11 protein-coding genes and 1 pseudogene are annotated in these 15188 nt (G+C 66.2%); 5 read left to right on the top strand and 7 right to left on the bottom strand.

Annotated features, from left to right (window positions below; translation table 11 throughout):
- Positions 1–59 precede the first annotated feature (59 nt).
- Complete coding sequence (locus ACFXOM_RS25170) at positions 60–1148, top strand: hypothetical protein (protein WP_385039357.1); 1089 nt, start codon at positions 60–62, stop codon at positions 1146–1148.
- A 1457-nt stretch (positions 1149–2605) separates the two neighbouring features.
- On the opposite strand, the gene ACFXOM_RS25165 is transcribed toward ACFXOM_RS25170, so the two are convergent.
- Positions 2606–2851 carry a hypothetical protein gene (locus ACFXOM_RS25165; protein WP_384937582.1) on the bottom strand — a complete coding sequence of 82 codons (246 nt, stop codon included), beginning with the start codon at positions 2849–2851 and terminating at the stop codon, positions 2606–2608.
- 324 nt (positions 2852–3175) lie between these two features.
- Here ACFXOM_RS25165 and ACFXOM_RS25160 point away from each other — a divergent pair.
- Positions 3176–3289: pseudogene (locus ACFXOM_RS25160) on the top strand (IS5/IS1182 family transposase); the annotation flags it as partial.
- A gap of 233 nt (positions 3290–3522) precedes the next feature.
- On the opposite strand, the gene ACFXOM_RS25155 reads toward ACFXOM_RS25160, so the two are convergent.
- Positions 3523–5829, bottom strand: a complete 2307-nt coding sequence (locus tag ACFXOM_RS25155; protein ID WP_384937585.1) for a hypothetical protein — start codon at positions 5827–5829, stop codon at positions 3523–3525.
- A 273-nt stretch (positions 5830–6102) separates the two neighbouring features.
- On the opposite strand from ACFXOM_RS25155, the gene ACFXOM_RS25150 reads away from it, so the two are divergent.
- Positions 6103–6621 (top strand): hypothetical protein, encoded by a 519-nt coding sequence (locus tag ACFXOM_RS25150; RefSeq protein ID WP_384937588.1) that lies wholly within the window; start codon positions 6103–6105, stop codon positions 6619–6621.
- 191 nt (positions 6622–6812) lie between these two features.
- Here the strand turns inward: ACFXOM_RS25150 and ACFXOM_RS25145 are convergent, their stop codons facing one another.
- From ACFXOM_RS25145 to ACFXOM_RS25135, 3 genes are all read right to left on the bottom strand, one after another.
- Positions 6813–7871: a 2Fe-2S iron-sulfur cluster-binding protein gene (locus tag ACFXOM_RS25145; protein ID WP_384937590.1), complete on the bottom strand. Its 1059-nt coding sequence runs from the start codon at positions 7869–7871 to the stop codon at positions 6813–6815.
- A 78-nt stretch (positions 7872–7949) separates the two neighbouring features.
- Positions 7950–9092 carry an aromatic ring-hydroxylating dioxygenase subunit alpha gene (locus tag ACFXOM_RS25140; protein WP_384937593.1) on the bottom strand — a complete coding sequence of 381 codons (1143 nt, stop codon included), beginning with the start codon at positions 9090–9092 and terminating at the stop codon, positions 7950–7952.
- A gap of 111 nt (positions 9093–9203) precedes the next feature.
- Complete coding sequence (locus ACFXOM_RS25135; RefSeq protein WP_384937596.1) at positions 9204–9437, bottom strand: hypothetical protein; 234 nt, start codon at positions 9435–9437, stop codon at positions 9204–9206.
- A 476-nt stretch (positions 9438–9913) separates the two neighbouring features.
- Between ACFXOM_RS25135 and ACFXOM_RS25130 the strand changes: the two genes are divergently transcribed.
- Both ACFXOM_RS25130 and ACFXOM_RS25125 read left to right on the top strand, forming a co-directional pair.
- Entirely contained in the window at positions 9914–10519 is a 606-nt protein-coding gene (locus tag ACFXOM_RS25130; protein WP_384944608.1) for a TetR/AcrR family transcriptional regulator, read from the top strand.
- A gap of 430 nt (positions 10520–10949) precedes the next feature.
- Entirely contained in the window at positions 10950–11075 is a 126-nt protein-coding gene (locus ACFXOM_RS25125; RefSeq protein WP_384944610.1) for a hypothetical protein, read from the top strand.
- Positions 11076–11454: 379 nt separating this feature from the next.
- Here ACFXOM_RS25125 and ACFXOM_RS25120 read toward each other — a convergent pair whose 3' ends face one another.
- Positions 11455–12282 carry an enoyl-CoA hydratase/isomerase family protein gene (locus ACFXOM_RS25120; protein WP_385039354.1) on the bottom strand — a complete coding sequence of 276 codons (828 nt, stop codon included), beginning with the start codon at positions 12280–12282 and terminating at the stop codon, positions 11455–11457.
- Positions 12283–13116: 834 nt separating this feature from the next.
- Positions 13117–14766, bottom strand: a complete 1650-nt coding sequence (locus ACFXOM_RS25115; protein ID WP_385039351.1) for a hypothetical protein — start codon at positions 14764–14766, stop codon at positions 13117–13119.
- Between the last annotated feature and the right edge of the window lie 422 nt (positions 14767–15188).

The following is a 15188-nucleotide window of genomic DNA, read 5'->3' as shown; positions in this document are numbered from 1 at the left end:
CCCGAGCACAGGAAACTCCGGCCGCCGGGCGGAGGCCAAGTCCTCCATCGCAGCCTCGGGTGACGTTCACGGAGCAGCTGCTGCAAGAGCTCGCGGAGGCCGGCGGCAGAATCGTCAAGAGCGGCAGCGGTCCGGACTTGGAGAAGTGGCCATCCCGCGTCGCCGCGGCACGCAGGTCCGGAAAGGTCCCGGAGACGAAGGAGCTGTACGGGGGTTGGTGCCAGGGAGGGTACGAGATCAAGCTCGTCGACATCCCCGCCTGGCGCCTCGCCGTCCTCGAACCCGTCCCCGTTCCCTCCCGGCTCACGCGGCCGCACACCGTGGTCCGGGCCATGCAGAACGAACAACAGCCACTGGGCCTCACGAAGCCCGTCCAAGGACGTGCCCTCCGGCTCGTCCAGGCGCTGATCATCGCTGCCGAGGCCGAAGGACATTCCAGCTCGGCAGGACAGACCGGCTTCGCGCCCCCGTCTCATCGCCGTCGTAGGGCATCTCCCCACTTCACCATCACCGCACAGGGCCAGACTGTGGGGTTCCTTGTCTTCCAGGAGCAAGACCGGACCGAGCACGTCGCCACCGAGAAGGAACTCACCGCGGCCAAGAAGGACTCCTGGGTCAGGATCCCCCGCTTCGACTACACCCCGTCCGAACGGCTCCGTTTCGTCCTCAGCGGCGGCCAGCCGCACCGGGCCAGCGAATGGTCCGACACCCCCGGCCGCCCCCTGGAAGACCAGCTCGCCGAGATCGCCCAGGAGGTCACCCTCCGCGGCGAAGCTACTGAACACAGACGCCTGGACGAGATCGAAGTGGCACGCCAGAAGCGCATCCGGTGGGAAGCCGCCATGGAAGAAGCCCGAATCCGGTACGCCGAGGCGTACCGCGTCAGGCACTTCGAGGCGCAGGAAGCGACATGGCGCCACGCCACCCGACTGACGGAGTACGTGAACGCTGTACGCACCCGGGTCGAGGCCATGCCCCCAGGCCAGACCCGGACCGAAGCCGAAGCCTGGGTCGACTGGGCAGCAGCCCGCGTGGAGCGCCTCGACCCGCTGAACACACCGCCCCGGCTGCCCGACATTCCCGAGCCGCGCCCCGAGGACCTGAAGCCCTTCCTCGGGCACTGGAGCCCCTACGGCCCCACCTACTGACGCCCACTCCGCCACACGTCCGGCCCGCCGAAGTACGGCAGCAGCGCGCCTGCCACCGCAACCAGCGGCGGGCGCTGTAACCCGGCGGAATCTTCTTCAAGTTCCCGCATAACCAGCCCACGGGAGCGCGCCTCCCAGCCAACGTGACCTGCACGATCAGCCATGTGACGTCCCGTCAGAACGAGCGTCATTTGAGCGTCACGAGCGTCATTTCAGCGTCAAGATATCGCCCGTAACGCCCACACCGCACATAATGCGCACGGGCAAAACCGCAGGTCAGAAGCCCTTTGCGGCCGGTTCGAGGATGGCGACACACTCCACGTGGTGCGTCATCGGAAAGACGTCGGCTTCCGGCGGGGCGGGTTCGAACTTGAACCCTGCTCAAGCAGCGTCAGACTCATGCCTTGCGCTCGACCGCTCGGTGCCAGGCTTCTGCCCTGCCCTCGCGGACAGTCACTCAGCGTGCCCTTGGCGGCGCCTCCGGTGGCATGACCTCCCGTGCCACCGCGGCCCGCCGCAACGACACTTTCTGGGGAGAGTCTGGGGAGTATCGACGGACCTGGGGAGCGCGTGGGGAGAATCGACCGCGTAACGCAGCACGATCCCGAAAGACGCTGAAAGACGCATCTGCGCAGTTCAGGGGTGGGTACGGCCGTATCGATGCAGGTCAGCGCCACCAGGTAGACAACTTCATGACGTACGTGCCGAGGTCGTGAGTAGGCGAGGTCGCCTGGATCTGATGGCGCAGCATGGTAACTGACCAGCCCAACTGGGCACGGCGGACAGCAGCTTCCGCTCTCGGCATGCCAGGCGTCATTGACAATGACGACATAACTCATGGGCGGGATCCCCTACGAATCAGCCACTCCCGGGCTGTTGCTGACCCTGCAAGTGCAGCGGCGCGGTTGAGACGCTCGGCGTTGTGGATATCGCCGTTGAAGAATCCCAGTTGGGCGAGCCCGTGCAGGGCGCGGCCATTTCCGGCCGCCGCTGCTGCGTGTGCCAGGTCCGCGGCGCCCTGATGGTGACCTCGTCCTTCGCTGTGCCATGACATCCACTTGAGACCCTTCGGGTGCTTCGCAGCGGCGGCCACGCTGTAGAAGCACGTGGCAGTGGCGTGGTCATGGTGGTCTGATCTTTCGGCGCGAAGGCCACCAGGGCATCAGCCGCAGCGTTGGATCGAGGCATGCTCCGTGGAGATCTGTCGGCACCGCCACTGGTTTGTGTGCCGGCTCGCCGCCTCCGGGCCGTCGGTCAGGGGTCCACTCCGTGCCGACCAAGATCCGGGCCATACGCGGACCAGCCGCCTGCAGCTTGGCCGAATGGTGGCCGTTTCCGCTGGTCAGCGGCCATGCGAGGCGTGTACCACCAGCACACGAAGAACCTGCTGGTGTCGTACTCGCCGAAGAGGCTCGGCTTCTTCTAGAGGCACGCAAGAAGGCGCCTGACCTGGGCTTTTACCTGTCAGGCGCCGTCAGCTCAACCAGCTCGGAGCAGGGCCTGCGCCAGGTCAGTGGGGTGGTGGCGAGCCAGGCGAGGACGTCCGCGACGGTGCGGCCCTCCACCTGGCCGAGCAGGCCCCCGGTTCCCAGGGCGTCGACGAACCCGGTGTGCCACCGGTCCTGCACCAGATGCCACTTCTCGGTGAGGCGGTCCTGCTCCCGGCGCGGTCGTTCTCGCCGTGTCTCATCGATGCCCAGCACCTCCCCTTCGGGCAGCGGCGCCTCCGACGACGTCGCGGGCCTGGGTACGGAAGGCGTCCGTCACGGTCGGCCAGGACACGTGCAGGTCCCGGGCGGCCTGGATGACGGTGGATCCGGCGTCGCGTATCCGGCGCCCGGCGGCACACGTCGACCGGCCGGGTAGACAAGCATGCGAAGCCTCTGGTGGACACGGTTCTCTTGGTCGAAAACCCGTCTACCAAGGTCTTCACAACGTTGTCAGGCCAACCGGCGAGCTGCCGAGGCAGGTTGGGAAGGACTGGCTGAGACCGCGTCCTATGTGGTGAGGCGGTCGTTGGGCTGTTCATGGAGCGGGGTACGTGGAGTTGGATTGTTCCGGACGGACTGTGGGAGATCGCCGAGCCGCTGATCCCAGCATCGAGGGTCCGTCCGCAGGGTGGCGGAATAGCGACTCGTCCGCCTCACCACATAGGACACGGCCTGAGGCCACGGAGATGCGGAGCCTGCTTCATCTCGTTCGACGCCGGCCCACGGCTGTCCGACTCCCCGGGCCTTGGAGGTGCCCTCGAGCCCACGACCGGACGTCGATCCCGCGTGAGCGTCTCGTCAGCCGGCACCCAGCACACACGGGAAGGGCCCCACCCCGGGGCGAACTGGGGTGGGGCTCTTCCTGTTTGTCCTGCTCGTTCACGCTACTCCTGGACGGTTCGGCGACGCCGCGTCCACCACACCAGGGCCGCACCGGTGGCGGCGATCGCCGCGGCGATGCCGGAGATCAGGCTGATCGGGGTGTCCGATCCGGTGTCGGCGAGGCCGCCGTTCGGGTCCGGCCGGTTCGCCGGGGGCGTCGCGCCCCCACTGCCGCCGGTGTCACCGTTGCCGGGCTTGGTCGGGTCCGGGCTCGGCGACGTGGGCGGATCGGTCGGGTCGGTCGGCGTCGGCGTCGGGTCGGGCTCCCCGTCGTCTGTCAGGGCGGCGCCGTTACCACCCAGGAACGCGGTGTCGCTGTCTCGGGCGGAGGTCTCCGTGCGCACGGAGTCCTTCGTCGCGCGGGGCAGTTCACGGTGCTGGGCGGTGAACTCGACGCCGGTGATGTTCCGCTTGGGGACCTTTGCGAAGTCGATACCGCCGACGAAGAACGTGTAGATCCGACCGTCGCCGAGGGGCCATTCGTAGGTGAAGTCGCCCTTGGTGAAGGACTTCACCATCTCCTGCCACACGGTCCGCTTGTCCCAGTGGGCGTTCTCACCGCGCAGCGGCCACCGCTTCAGGTCGTTGCTGTTGATGACGGGTCGGAAGTCGGTGGCCTTCTTCGCGTCCTGCTGGCGGATCCACTCGGCCGCGACGCGGGACTTGTAGACGCGACGCAGGTCAGCGTACTTGGGGGCGGTGTTGATCTGCTTCTCGACGTGCGGGACGAGGTACCGGGTGATGAGCCGATGGCTGCGCTCCTTCTCCTCCTTGCTGAGCTTCTTCGAGCAGTCCTCTCCCTGTACGGGGGTGGCGAAGTCCATCGCCGCGTGGTTGACCTCCAGCGGGGCGTCGAGGATGTAGATCCCGCCGTCCTGCTCGCGGACCTTCGCCCGACCGGGAACGATCCAGTTGCGTCCCGATCCCCAGCACGGCACCCCGTCGACCTTGGGGGCGGCGTCCATGAACTCCTTGCCCGGGGACTTCTTGGGGTCCATGGCGCGGGAGAAGTCCCGCTTCATGTCCATGTCGGCTACGAGGAGGACACGGCCGGCGTCGGTTTCACCGAACGCCTTGTCCATGATGGTGTCGGGCTGGTCGGGGTTGAGGTTCACCCACTGCCGGTCCGGGGTGAGCGCCAGCCACGTGAACAACGCATCGGATGCCAGTTCGAGCTTCGCCTGTCCACCCCAGCCCGGGTTGTTGTCCTCATCGGGCATGAGGGCGGCCTTCATGGAGTAGTCCAGAGCCTTGCCCTTGACCGGGTTGCCGACGTACTGGAGCTCCAGGGTGGAGAAGTCCACCCCGCCCGGGCCCCGGCCGAGCGCTGACCGGGAGTTGTTCGCCAGGTACTGGTTCTGCAACTGCCGGGCCTGGGCCGGGTTCTGCCCCGACCCGTAGGCCATCGAGGCGCCCGGGCCCTGGGTGCCGCGGTTCGGCAGCGGGTTGAACACGTTGTACGTCTTCGTGTATTTCGTCTGTGGCCACAGACCCTTCGCCGCCGCCCGGCGCTCCGCGATCCGGATCGAGTTGTTCCCCGTCCCCCGCTCCGCCCGGAGCTTGTCGTTCTCGGCCTTGTAGTCGCGGAGGGTGGCCCTGTTGGGCTTCTCCGACGTGAACATCGTCAGGCGGTGACGGGTGAAGTCGTGCTTCGCGTCCTTGTGCCGCAGGATGATCCTGTCGGCCCGGAGCTGGGCCGGCTTGCGCTTCCCGTCGGACTTGAACTCCCCCAGCTCACCGGTGCGCTGGTTGTAGGAGTCGTACCGCCGAGAGGCGATCTTCTTGCCGTCCTTGTCGAAGATCTCGATCGTGACCTCGCACAGCCAGTCAGGGCCGACCATATTGAAGTCCTGAACCGCCTTGACCTCGAACACGCCCCCCTTCTGTTTGCTGACCTGCGCGCTGATCAGGTTGACCTTCCAGTTGCCGAACGGCTTGGGGTTGTTCGACTCGTTCCGATGCCGCTTATAGCGGGAGTAGATCGCTTTGCGCATGTCCTCCGGATCCCTGGAGGCCGCATACGCCTTGTCCCACTTATCGATGTCCGCGCGGCTGCCCGTGACCTGCCCCAACTCGCCCGCAGTGGGCGCGGGAACGTTCTCGAAACCCTTGAACGCGTTGTTGTAGTAGTACTCCTCGTCCGGCCCGGACTTCGTCCAGTGGTGCTGACCCGTCGGCGCACCCGAGTTGTTCGGCGTACGCGGGATGGTCCTCTTCAGGTGCATCTGATCGCACCGCTTACCGCCGGTGATCTTCGCGTAGTCGCCGGGCGCGGCCGACGCCACGGACGGCAGGCCGACCAGCAGCACCGCCGCTGAGGAAACGACCGCCAGCGCGGCAGATAAGCGCCTTTTCAGACGCTGCCGTATAGGTGTGCTCACGTAGTGTCCCTGGTCGTGGGGGCCACGGGACTCGAGGCTGTGAGGGCAGGCCGGACAAGGGCCCCCGTATCGTGCCCGCTCCTGCCGACCCACCACACTAGAGGCCGTCAACACCTCCCGTACAAGGCATTGTTGACAGTCCGTGTGATGACTCGGCGAAGATTCTGCGCGGGCGACAGCGCGGTTCGGTAGGTTCTGGCCATGACCACACCCCCCTCCGACTACGACTCCACCCGCCACCCCGACCTCCTGGTCTGGCTCGCCGACCGCCAGGCCGCCTTCGGACGCTGGGCCCGGGAAGCCGGCGGCGTCCACAGGTTCGACTTCTCCGACGCCTCCCTCGATGCCTTGGAAGGCCTAGTCAAGGAGAAGTTCGCCGAGTCGGAGGAGATCACCGCGCAGCGCCGCTCCCTCTTCATCCAGGGTGCCGTGTGGTACATCGGCGAGACCCTGCGCCGACGGCGCGAGGGCTGGGTGTGGAAGTTCGAACCGGACGTTACCTTCGGCCTGCTCCCGGCGTTCTATCCGGCGGTCCCGGACCCCGCATACCTGGACACCCCCTGCGTCGGCCCACCCGACGCCAAGCCCGGCGAAGACTGGTACCCCCTGAACACGCTGCGCCGACTCCTCGCCACCGAAGACGAGTTCGACAACCCGATCGACGAACGACTCGTCGGCATGATCGAAGGCTGGCACGAAGAGGAGGACGACGACGAGTAACTGGCGCCCGCAGTGCGGGCGCCAGGCCGTGTCCGACGCATTGATCTCGTGGTGGGTCGTGGTGAGCTGCAGTCACTCCTCGCGATCTGGACCGGTGCCTGCCCCACCCGTCACCGCGACATGCCGGACCCCACACCCACCTGACCAAGCACTACCAGCATTCGGTCAATCAGCGCCTCGACCGGCGAAGTTCAGATGTCGTAGGTCAGGTCGAACGCACTGGACGCTGGTACGGCTTGGCACGTGAGGGCGTATCCCTTCGCCACGTCGCGCTCAGTGAGCGCCATCTGCTGTCGATGCAGGATGTCTCCGCTGCGCAGGCGCGCTCGGCATGCTCCGCACACCCCCGACTCGCAACTGAACGGCGGCTGCAGGCCCGCCTGCCGTGCGGCCTGGAGAATGGTCTGCTGGCGTGCCACGGCCAAAGTGGTGCGGCGCCCATCGAGCGTGATGGAGCCCATGGAGTCCACACCGGACACATCAGTCGTGTTCGGCGCCGCGTAGCCGTAGCTCTCGCTGTGGATTCGGGAGTCCGGGACATCGAGCATGCTCAGCATACGGGCGAGATCGTGGTTCATGGAAGCCGGGCCGCAGATCCAATGGTGCACGTCTTGGGCGACGGGCGGTGTTTCAGAGAAAAGTGACATCAGCGCGTCGGCGTCTATTCGTCCGGTGCGCCACGAGAGCGCTCCGTCACGAAAGCGTCGGAACGAAAGTATGTGGCGTACCGTGCAGCGGTGGGGGTGTTGGAAGTGCATTCTCTGCAGTTCTTCGTGAAGGAGGATACGCCGCCCGTCGCTGTTGCCGAGGAGCATGTGCACGTATGAGAAGGGTTCATCGCGTAGCACTGTCTGCGCCATGGCATAAAGCGGTGTCACTCCGCTTCCGGCTCCGAAGAAGTAGTGCGTGCGCCGATTCTGCGGTGCAGGTCGGAGTACGAATCGGCCGTAGGGGCGTGTCACATCCACGCGGTCGCCGACCCGAAGGTGGTCGACAAGGTGGTTCGACACCGTGCCGTTCCGAACGCGTTTGACGATCACCCTCAACCTCTCGCCCGGAGGATTGATTATCGAATAACTTCGACGGTATTCGCGTCCGTCAAGACGCACCGAAAGCGACACATGCTGCCCGGCTTGCCAGATGAACTTTCCGCTGAGGGCCGGTGGTACATCGAACTCGATGTCTCTGGCTTCGCCGCCGATCGCGGATTGCGCACGGGCGACAGTCAGCCTGTGCAAGGTCAGGGACACTGATGGGTCTCCCGTTATGTTGATGAGGATTCTCGTCGGGCGCGGACTGGCGCAATTGCCGTTGACGACAGCGTTTGATCATCCCAAGAAGTCGAGCACTACGCGCTGATGGTGGATGACGGGGCTTTCCCCTGCAGCAGCCGGACCGACCTCGAAGAAGGGACTGGTGAGCGACTTCTGCTGCTGTTCGCACGCGTAGACGTCTTCGAGGGTAAAATTACCCGACGCCAGCGGGTCATCGTCTCCCGCCGCTTCCGCTCGACTTACCTTGGCGTTTCCTCTTCCGAGCCAGGACCGAGCCGACAGCCATTCTTGCCGAAATGAACTCCAAGTCGACTTCGGGACGACCTTGGTGCGGCTCTCGATGCGCGTGAGGTCAGGGGCGAGGGGGATGACAACATAGCTCGACCAATCGTAGACGCTTGCCGCGAAGCCAATTCCTGGAAACAGCATGGGGACCCACACACCGTGATCGTCCGAACCGGTCTGCCCCTCGTTGCCGTGACGGTCGCCACCTTCGGCGAACAGGGGTTCCCAGAACGCATAATGCGGACCATGCCACCCGTATTCCGCCTTCGCGTGGTCATACATGTTGAGCGTTGCCGAGTGCAGATGCGAAAGGTGGTACACATCCACATAGTTCTCGATGACGATTTTCCAGTTGGCCTTCACTTCGTACGAGGTCCGCTGTGCCGGGTCCTCGATGAGGTCTGCGGGCTGCACAGGTCCCAGATGCGGATCCACGGCACCGAACCACTGCACCAGGGACGGGGATCGCCCTGGAGGGTCCGGGTGAACGAACAGCATTCCCCGCCAGATGTCAACGGATGCCGCCTTGAGGCCCAGTCGCGACCTGTCGACGCCGGACGGGTACTCCTTCTCCGCGTCCGGAACTGCGATCAGGCAGCCTTCGAGGTCGTAAGTCCAGTCATGATAGGGACACGTGATGGCCCGCTGAGCCTTTCCGGTGGCGCGGAGGAGTCGAGTGCCACGATGGCGGCAGATGTTATGGAAGGCACGCAGTCGGTGATCGCGGCCCATCACGATGAGAATGCTGTTCCTGCCGGCCTCGACGGTGGTGTACTGCCCCGGCTCCGATATGTCCTCCGCAAGTCCTGCGTAACGCCAGACGCGGGAGAATATCTGATCCTGCTCGCGCCGGTACCACTCCCATGACGTATATGCCTCGACGGGTAGTTCGTGGTACATCCTGCTTGCCATGGAGAATCCTTCTGATTGGATCGTTCACCTGGTCTGGATCACTGTCGAGCAAACCCCCTGTTTTCGCCTGGCAACGGGTGTTCCGAGATTTTCCCCTGCCCGCTAAACGGCTCATACGTACTTGTTGAGCAGAGGGAAAACATCAGCGCCCATCATCAGGACACCGAAAGCGATGAACAGGACAACGATCAACCAGAAGAGCAAAGCGTCTTCGGAGCGGTGTATTTCCGTGACCAGAAATGCTCTGCCGTTCCGCAGAGACGGCACTGCCCACCAAATGAAGAGCAACCCCCACAGCCATTGGTAGCCAATCCAGGTCGTCACCCCAAGGGCGGCGAACGCCACGTAGTTGACAGCTCGCGACCCGGCCGACCGTCGCCCGTGGTCTGCGCCAGCTGAAGTGCCTGGTGAACCTGAATACGTCGCCATGTGTCCTCCCTGCCGACCGCAAGCGCACACGCTCGGTGCCGTGCGCCGGACCGCACGGTATCCACGCCTCGAGTTGATTGTCAATGTTGACAATCAACAGCTGTGCAAGAGCGCCCGCTGTACCGGCAGGGTGAGCCGGGCCGGGTACACATCGGCCCGGGAAGCAGGAGGCTGCGTTGCCGTGCGGGGGGCCTGGGCGCCTCTCCCGTAGGGGGTCGGCCCCGGGCGCGCAGGGGGGGTGGGCCCCGGACGTCCGCTACTGGGGGGGGAGGGCGGGGGCTGCCTCGGTCGCGTACCGACGGGCCGGCCTCACCGTCAGTGCTGGACGCGGGCTAACGGCCGAGGCGGCCACGTGCGAGATCATTCACGGGTGCCGCCCGTAGACTGTGCCTATGCCGCGACCGAGCATGCGAGCACAGCGCTCCGAAGAGATACTCGCAGCGTACGTCAAATGCGTTGCGCGATTCGGCCTGGAAGGCGCCACTCAAGAACGTATCGCCGATGAAGCAGGGGTCAAGCGCCCTCTTCTGCGGCACTACCTGGGCAACCGCGAGCAGATGTTAGAGTCTCTGACTCGCTACGTAGCGGATCGTTTCGTGCGGGCGACACGCGACCTCGACATGGAACTCGGATCCACGGCCGCGCCCGTGGATCTCATCGATGAACTCTTTCTGCCTGAACAGGCAAGCGATGCAAGCCTTTTTCTCGCATATCAGGCGTTGGTGTCAGCGGCGGATTCCCATCCAGGTATGCGCGAGCCGCTCGTAGAGTGCTTCCAGCAGTTCATCCATGTCATCGAAAAATCTCTCCGGCGGCAGCACCCTCATGCCTCTGCCTCGAGAATTCGTGCTGCTTCCCACGGAATTGCCGCAGCGTACGTCGCCATCGACGGGTTCGCACCGCTGAACCCACCCCCGCAATGGCGGCAAGATCTGAAGGCAGCGGCCATTATGATGGCATCAACCGTCGACGAAGGCAGGACTTCCAAGGATCGCTGAGAAAACCTCAGTAGCCGCTGAGTCCCTCGGTGAGCCTCTTCGGCGTTGCCGCTCCAGCGTGAGGAGGGCCTTGGGCCTGTTGCTTAAGTGGATCTTGTTCGTTGATGATCACGTCCTGTGGGACGTGGGGATCTGTCGAGTGGCCAGTGGACCCGGCTCGAGTCGTTGCTGCCGTCGGGGGTATCACGCCGGGTCATCCGCAGGTGGCATGCTGGCCTGCTGAGTGCAGCGGGCAGGGGCCAGTCGAAGGCTGCAGCCGCCGCCCGGTAACGTACATCTCTTCGGGCGCCGTTGGGGCCCGGAGCCCAAAAGGCGAATGCCGATGACGCTTGGCGAACCGCCTGTCGTGTGGAGCTTGCCCTCCGAGGATGCCCGAGCTGGATGACGGGCCCTGTGGTGGAGCGTCGGACCGAGCAACGAACTCGCGGTGATGCTGGTCCAGGAACGGAGCCTGAAACTGCGACTACCTGGGCCGGTCGTCATGCGCTGCGCCCAGGGCCGCGACGGCGTCCTCTGGCTCCGCGCCGGCGACACCTGGACACAGATCGAAGCCTGAGCCACCAAGGTTCGACCGCCCGGACCCCGCGCCCGAGATGCCGGGGCTGCGGGCGGGTGCCCGGCCAGGTGCGCGGCGAGAGTACTGGTCACAGCCATTCGTTGATGGCTGCGACCAGCACGGTGGCTTCGTAGCGGACAATCTTCAAGATCCCTGAGCGCGCCGACCGGAACCGACTCGGCAACGTCGAAGAACTCGCTCAAGCGCTTGACACGACATAGCAGCCTCGGGGGGACGCAGTCCGCAGGGGGCCGGCCGCGGAGCCGACAGCACCTGTACGGCAGGTCACTCAGTGCGACATGTCCCGGCGTGCCCAGGGGCCCGCGGAGGTGACGGCCTGCGTCCGGCCTGACCGGGGAGGCCGTCGGGGGGTGTCCGGCTACTGAGCCGGGTCACCTGACGCACTGGCGTCCCGTCCGAGTTCGGCTCCGAAATCGAATTCGAACGGTCCGCGTTGCTGCATGCCGCGGGCGAGCAACTCGGTCAGCCTCGCGCGTCCGTTCGGCGAGACCGCGGCCGTGCGCAGCGCCTGACCGGACTCCACGATGTCCTCCAGCGGGAGCGCCGACCGGCGGTTGATGATGTCCTTGGCGGTGGACAGCGCGTTCTGGTCGAAGTGCGCGATCCGGGAGGCGAAGCCGTCGACGAAGGCGTCGAGTTCGGCGTCGGGCAGGGCTCGGTTCACCCACCCGTACCGCTCTGCTGTCGCGGCGTCGAAGTCCTCGGAGCCCAGTACGATCTCCAGAGCGCGTGAGCGTCCGAGGAGGGCGGGCAGGATCTCCATCGCGCCGCCTCCCGGGACCACTCCCGATCCCACCTCGGGCTGGCCCAGAACCGCCTTCTCGAGGCTGGCGAAGCGCAGATCGCACGCCAGGGCGAACTCGCTTCCCGCGCCCCGTGCGCGGCCGCGCAGGCAGGCGATGCTGACGAAGGGCGCCCGTGCCAGGCGTACCACGATGTCCGGCCAGGGCGGCAGGCCGGTGGGACCGGTGTCGGTGGGCATCTCGGCTGCCCGGACCGCGTCGTAGTGCGCCAGGAAGAACTCGTCGTCAGCGCTGCCGAAGACGACAACCTTCACCTCCCGGTCACTCTCCAGTCGGCTCAGGAGGTCCCGCAGGCCGGCCATGACCTCCGGGTCGATCAGGTTCAGGGGCGGGTTGTCAAAGGTGACCTGCCAGTAGGCGGCGGAGTGGCGGTGGACGCTCACCGGGGAAGTGGGCACAGAGATTTCCCGATTCCTGATCCAGGGACAGAAGACCGGCAATGCTGAGCGCTTCCCGGTCGTGACGTCCAGTCATGCTTTGACCCTCACATACTAGCGGGCCGCGGCCGAAGCGTGGCCGGAGGCTCGGGCGGTGTCTCAGCGTGGCGTCCGAAGGCGCTTTATCAGGTGAGACCATCACCGGAAGACTTCAACCCAGAGCTCACAAACCACAGAACCAAGCTGAGGGGCACGCATGGTTGTGGATCTGTGGCCAGTTGCCGGGTCCGGCTGTGCGGCGTCGGGGCTTTCAGGCCGTTCGCTCATGGGCCGGTCGTCCGAACGGGGGCGGACAGGATGATGGGACCATCCTCCCGGCCCGGTCCGGCCGGCGGTCCGGACTCTGCCTGCGCCCGCCCATGGTGTTGTTCACACAGGTGGTCACCCGGCCGTGCACCCTGTGATCCGCAGACGCAACTTTCCCCTTGCCTGCCGCCTATTCCCCAGGCCGAACCATTCTGACCGAGAGAGGGATTCGCAGGTACGAGGGTGTGCCGTCATGCCGTAGCTACGGAAGGCCGTTGTTGCGGCGTGACGGTCTGCCGTTGTGGCGGTGACCGGGGACACGCTGCTGGACCAGGAGGATGCGGGGCGTGAAGACGGCTGCGGTCATGCTGCATCCGGGCGGTACGCGGGGCCTGTGATGGGGGGGTGCTTACTGAGGATGGCGCCCGCCCCCTGTGCCGGGAGTCGGTGGCGGCAGGGGGCGGGCGGTCTGTGGGGGTGCGGTGCCGGGTGTCCGGGCGGTGCACCCTCCGGGGTGGGCGGTTTGGGTGGTGGTTATCCGAAGCAGATTGTGGTGTCGACGCCGGTGCAGTTGGTGGGGACGTTGTCGACGATGGTGTTGGTCCCGTAGGCGTTGACGGTGGCGCCGACGGTGTTGTCGATACCGCCGGGTGCGTCGTCGGAGGTGTTGTCGGTGATCCTGGTGTCGGTCAGGTCGAGGGTCATGCCGCTGGTGACGGTGTAGATGCCACCACCGGAGGCGCCGTTGCCGGGGGCCTGGTTCCCGCTGATCACGGTACGGCGGATGGACACCGTGTCACCGATGCCGGGGCTGGTGTAGATGCCGCCGCCGCCGATGGCCCCGGTGGCGGTGTTGTCGTAGATCCTGCTGTCCTCCACCATGGCGGGAGAGTCGAGTTCGAGGGCGCCCCCGTGCCTGGGGGTGGTGTTGTGGGCGATGGTGCTCCTGCGGATGAAGAGCGAGGAGTCGGTGTCGACTGCGCCGCCGCCGCCGGAGGAGGCGACGTTGTAGACGAGGACGCTGTCGTCGATCTCCGTCTGCCCGCCGTCGGCGTCGACGGCACCACCGTAGCTGCCGGAGTAGTTGTTCTTGAGCAGGCTCTTGCTGATCGTGGTGGTCCCGTCGTCGGTGTCGATGCCACCGCCGACGTTGGCGGCGGTGTTGCCGGTGATCCTGGACGTGGTGATCTCGAATTTGCCGTTGTCGTTGGAGACGGCGCCGCCTTCGTTGGCGGAGTTGTTGCTCAGCGTGGTGTTGCGGATGGTGGTGACACCCTCGTTGTAGATGGCACCGCCGTCGTCGTTGTCGGTGTCGTCGACGGTGTTGTGGTCGAAGGTGACACAGTCGAGTGTGAGGCGGCCGGCGGGGCCGACGTACGCGCCGCCGCCGTTCTCGTCCTCGGCGGTCTTACCGCGGGTGACGGTGAGGTGGCGCAGTTTCAGGTCGCCGCCGGAGCCGATGTTGAAGATGCGGAACTGGTCGGCGTTGGCGGCCCGCGCGATGGTGGCACCGTTGCCGTCGATCGCCATGTGCTGCACCACTACCGGCAGCCCGTTGCCGCCGTCGTTGGCGGTCAGGGTGTAGGTGCAGTGGGGAGCAAGGCTGAGGCGTCCGCCGCCCTGCTGGTTGGCAGCCGTGATCGCGGCGATCAGCGCGTTCGGGTCGCAGTCCACCGGTACGGCCGGGCCCTCGTCCCTGCCCGAATGCCCCGAAGCACGGCCCTCGCCCCGGCCGTCGCCCCCCTCGCCCCCACCCGGGTCGTCCATGCCCCGCCCGTCCCCACCCCCGCCACCCTTGCCCTGCCCGTCCTCGGCCTTGCCCTCCTCGGCTTTGCCCTGCTGGGGCTTGCCGGTGTCGGAGGTGTGGGGCTGGTCGGGGTTGCCGGCGTGCCGGGCCCAGTACTCCTCGTCCCTGTCTCCGTCCTGGGCGGGGCCGGCGCCAGCGCGGGCGGCGGCGGCCTGCGCGGGAACCCGGGCGGCGGCATGGGCGCGGGCGTTTTCCGCTCCGGCGGAGGCGCTGTCGGCGGCGGGCAGGGCCGCGGTGGTGGCGGTGACGGTGGCGAGACCGGCGGCGGTGATGACGGCCAGTCTCCAGTGCCTGCTGAGCCCGGCGGACTTTGCGGTACCGGGCTGCGCGCCCGCACGCGTACCCGGGGTGGGGGCTGGTTCTCGTACTCGGGACATGTCGACTCCATTGAGCGGTACGTCGCGTGATGGAAGGTCAGGTGTGGCGTCTCCTCCTTGCTGTAGAGCAACCGTATGTGTAAAAACATCACATAAAGTGAAAAACGGATAGAGCGAGTGAGTGATTGTCGCTGTGCCGCGCCTTACGGGTGCGCACCCGCACACCGGCGGCACAACCGGTCCCGGCGGGCACCGCGTCCCCGCAGTGGACGGCAGCATCGGTGTGAACCTCAGCTCCGACGGCCCGTGGTGGGGCCAGAACTTCGGCACCCGAGGCTGAACCGTGCAGCGGCAATCGGGCTCCGCGCGCCGGCGCGGTCGACGCACGGAGCGGACCAAGCCGCTGCCAGAGCTCTTGCACGAGGAGTTCCACGTGTCCGAACACGACCATGCCGGGGAGGCCCGGCGACCCACGGGAGTAC

Source organism: Streptomyces sp. NPDC059169, assembly GCF_042755225.1.
In the GTDB taxonomy this organism is placed as follows: domain Bacteria; phylum Actinomycetota; class Actinomycetes; order Streptomycetales; family Streptomycetaceae; genus Streptomyces.
Note: the sequence above shows the minus strand (reverse complement) of the source record. Positions and strands in the feature narration are given on the sequence as shown.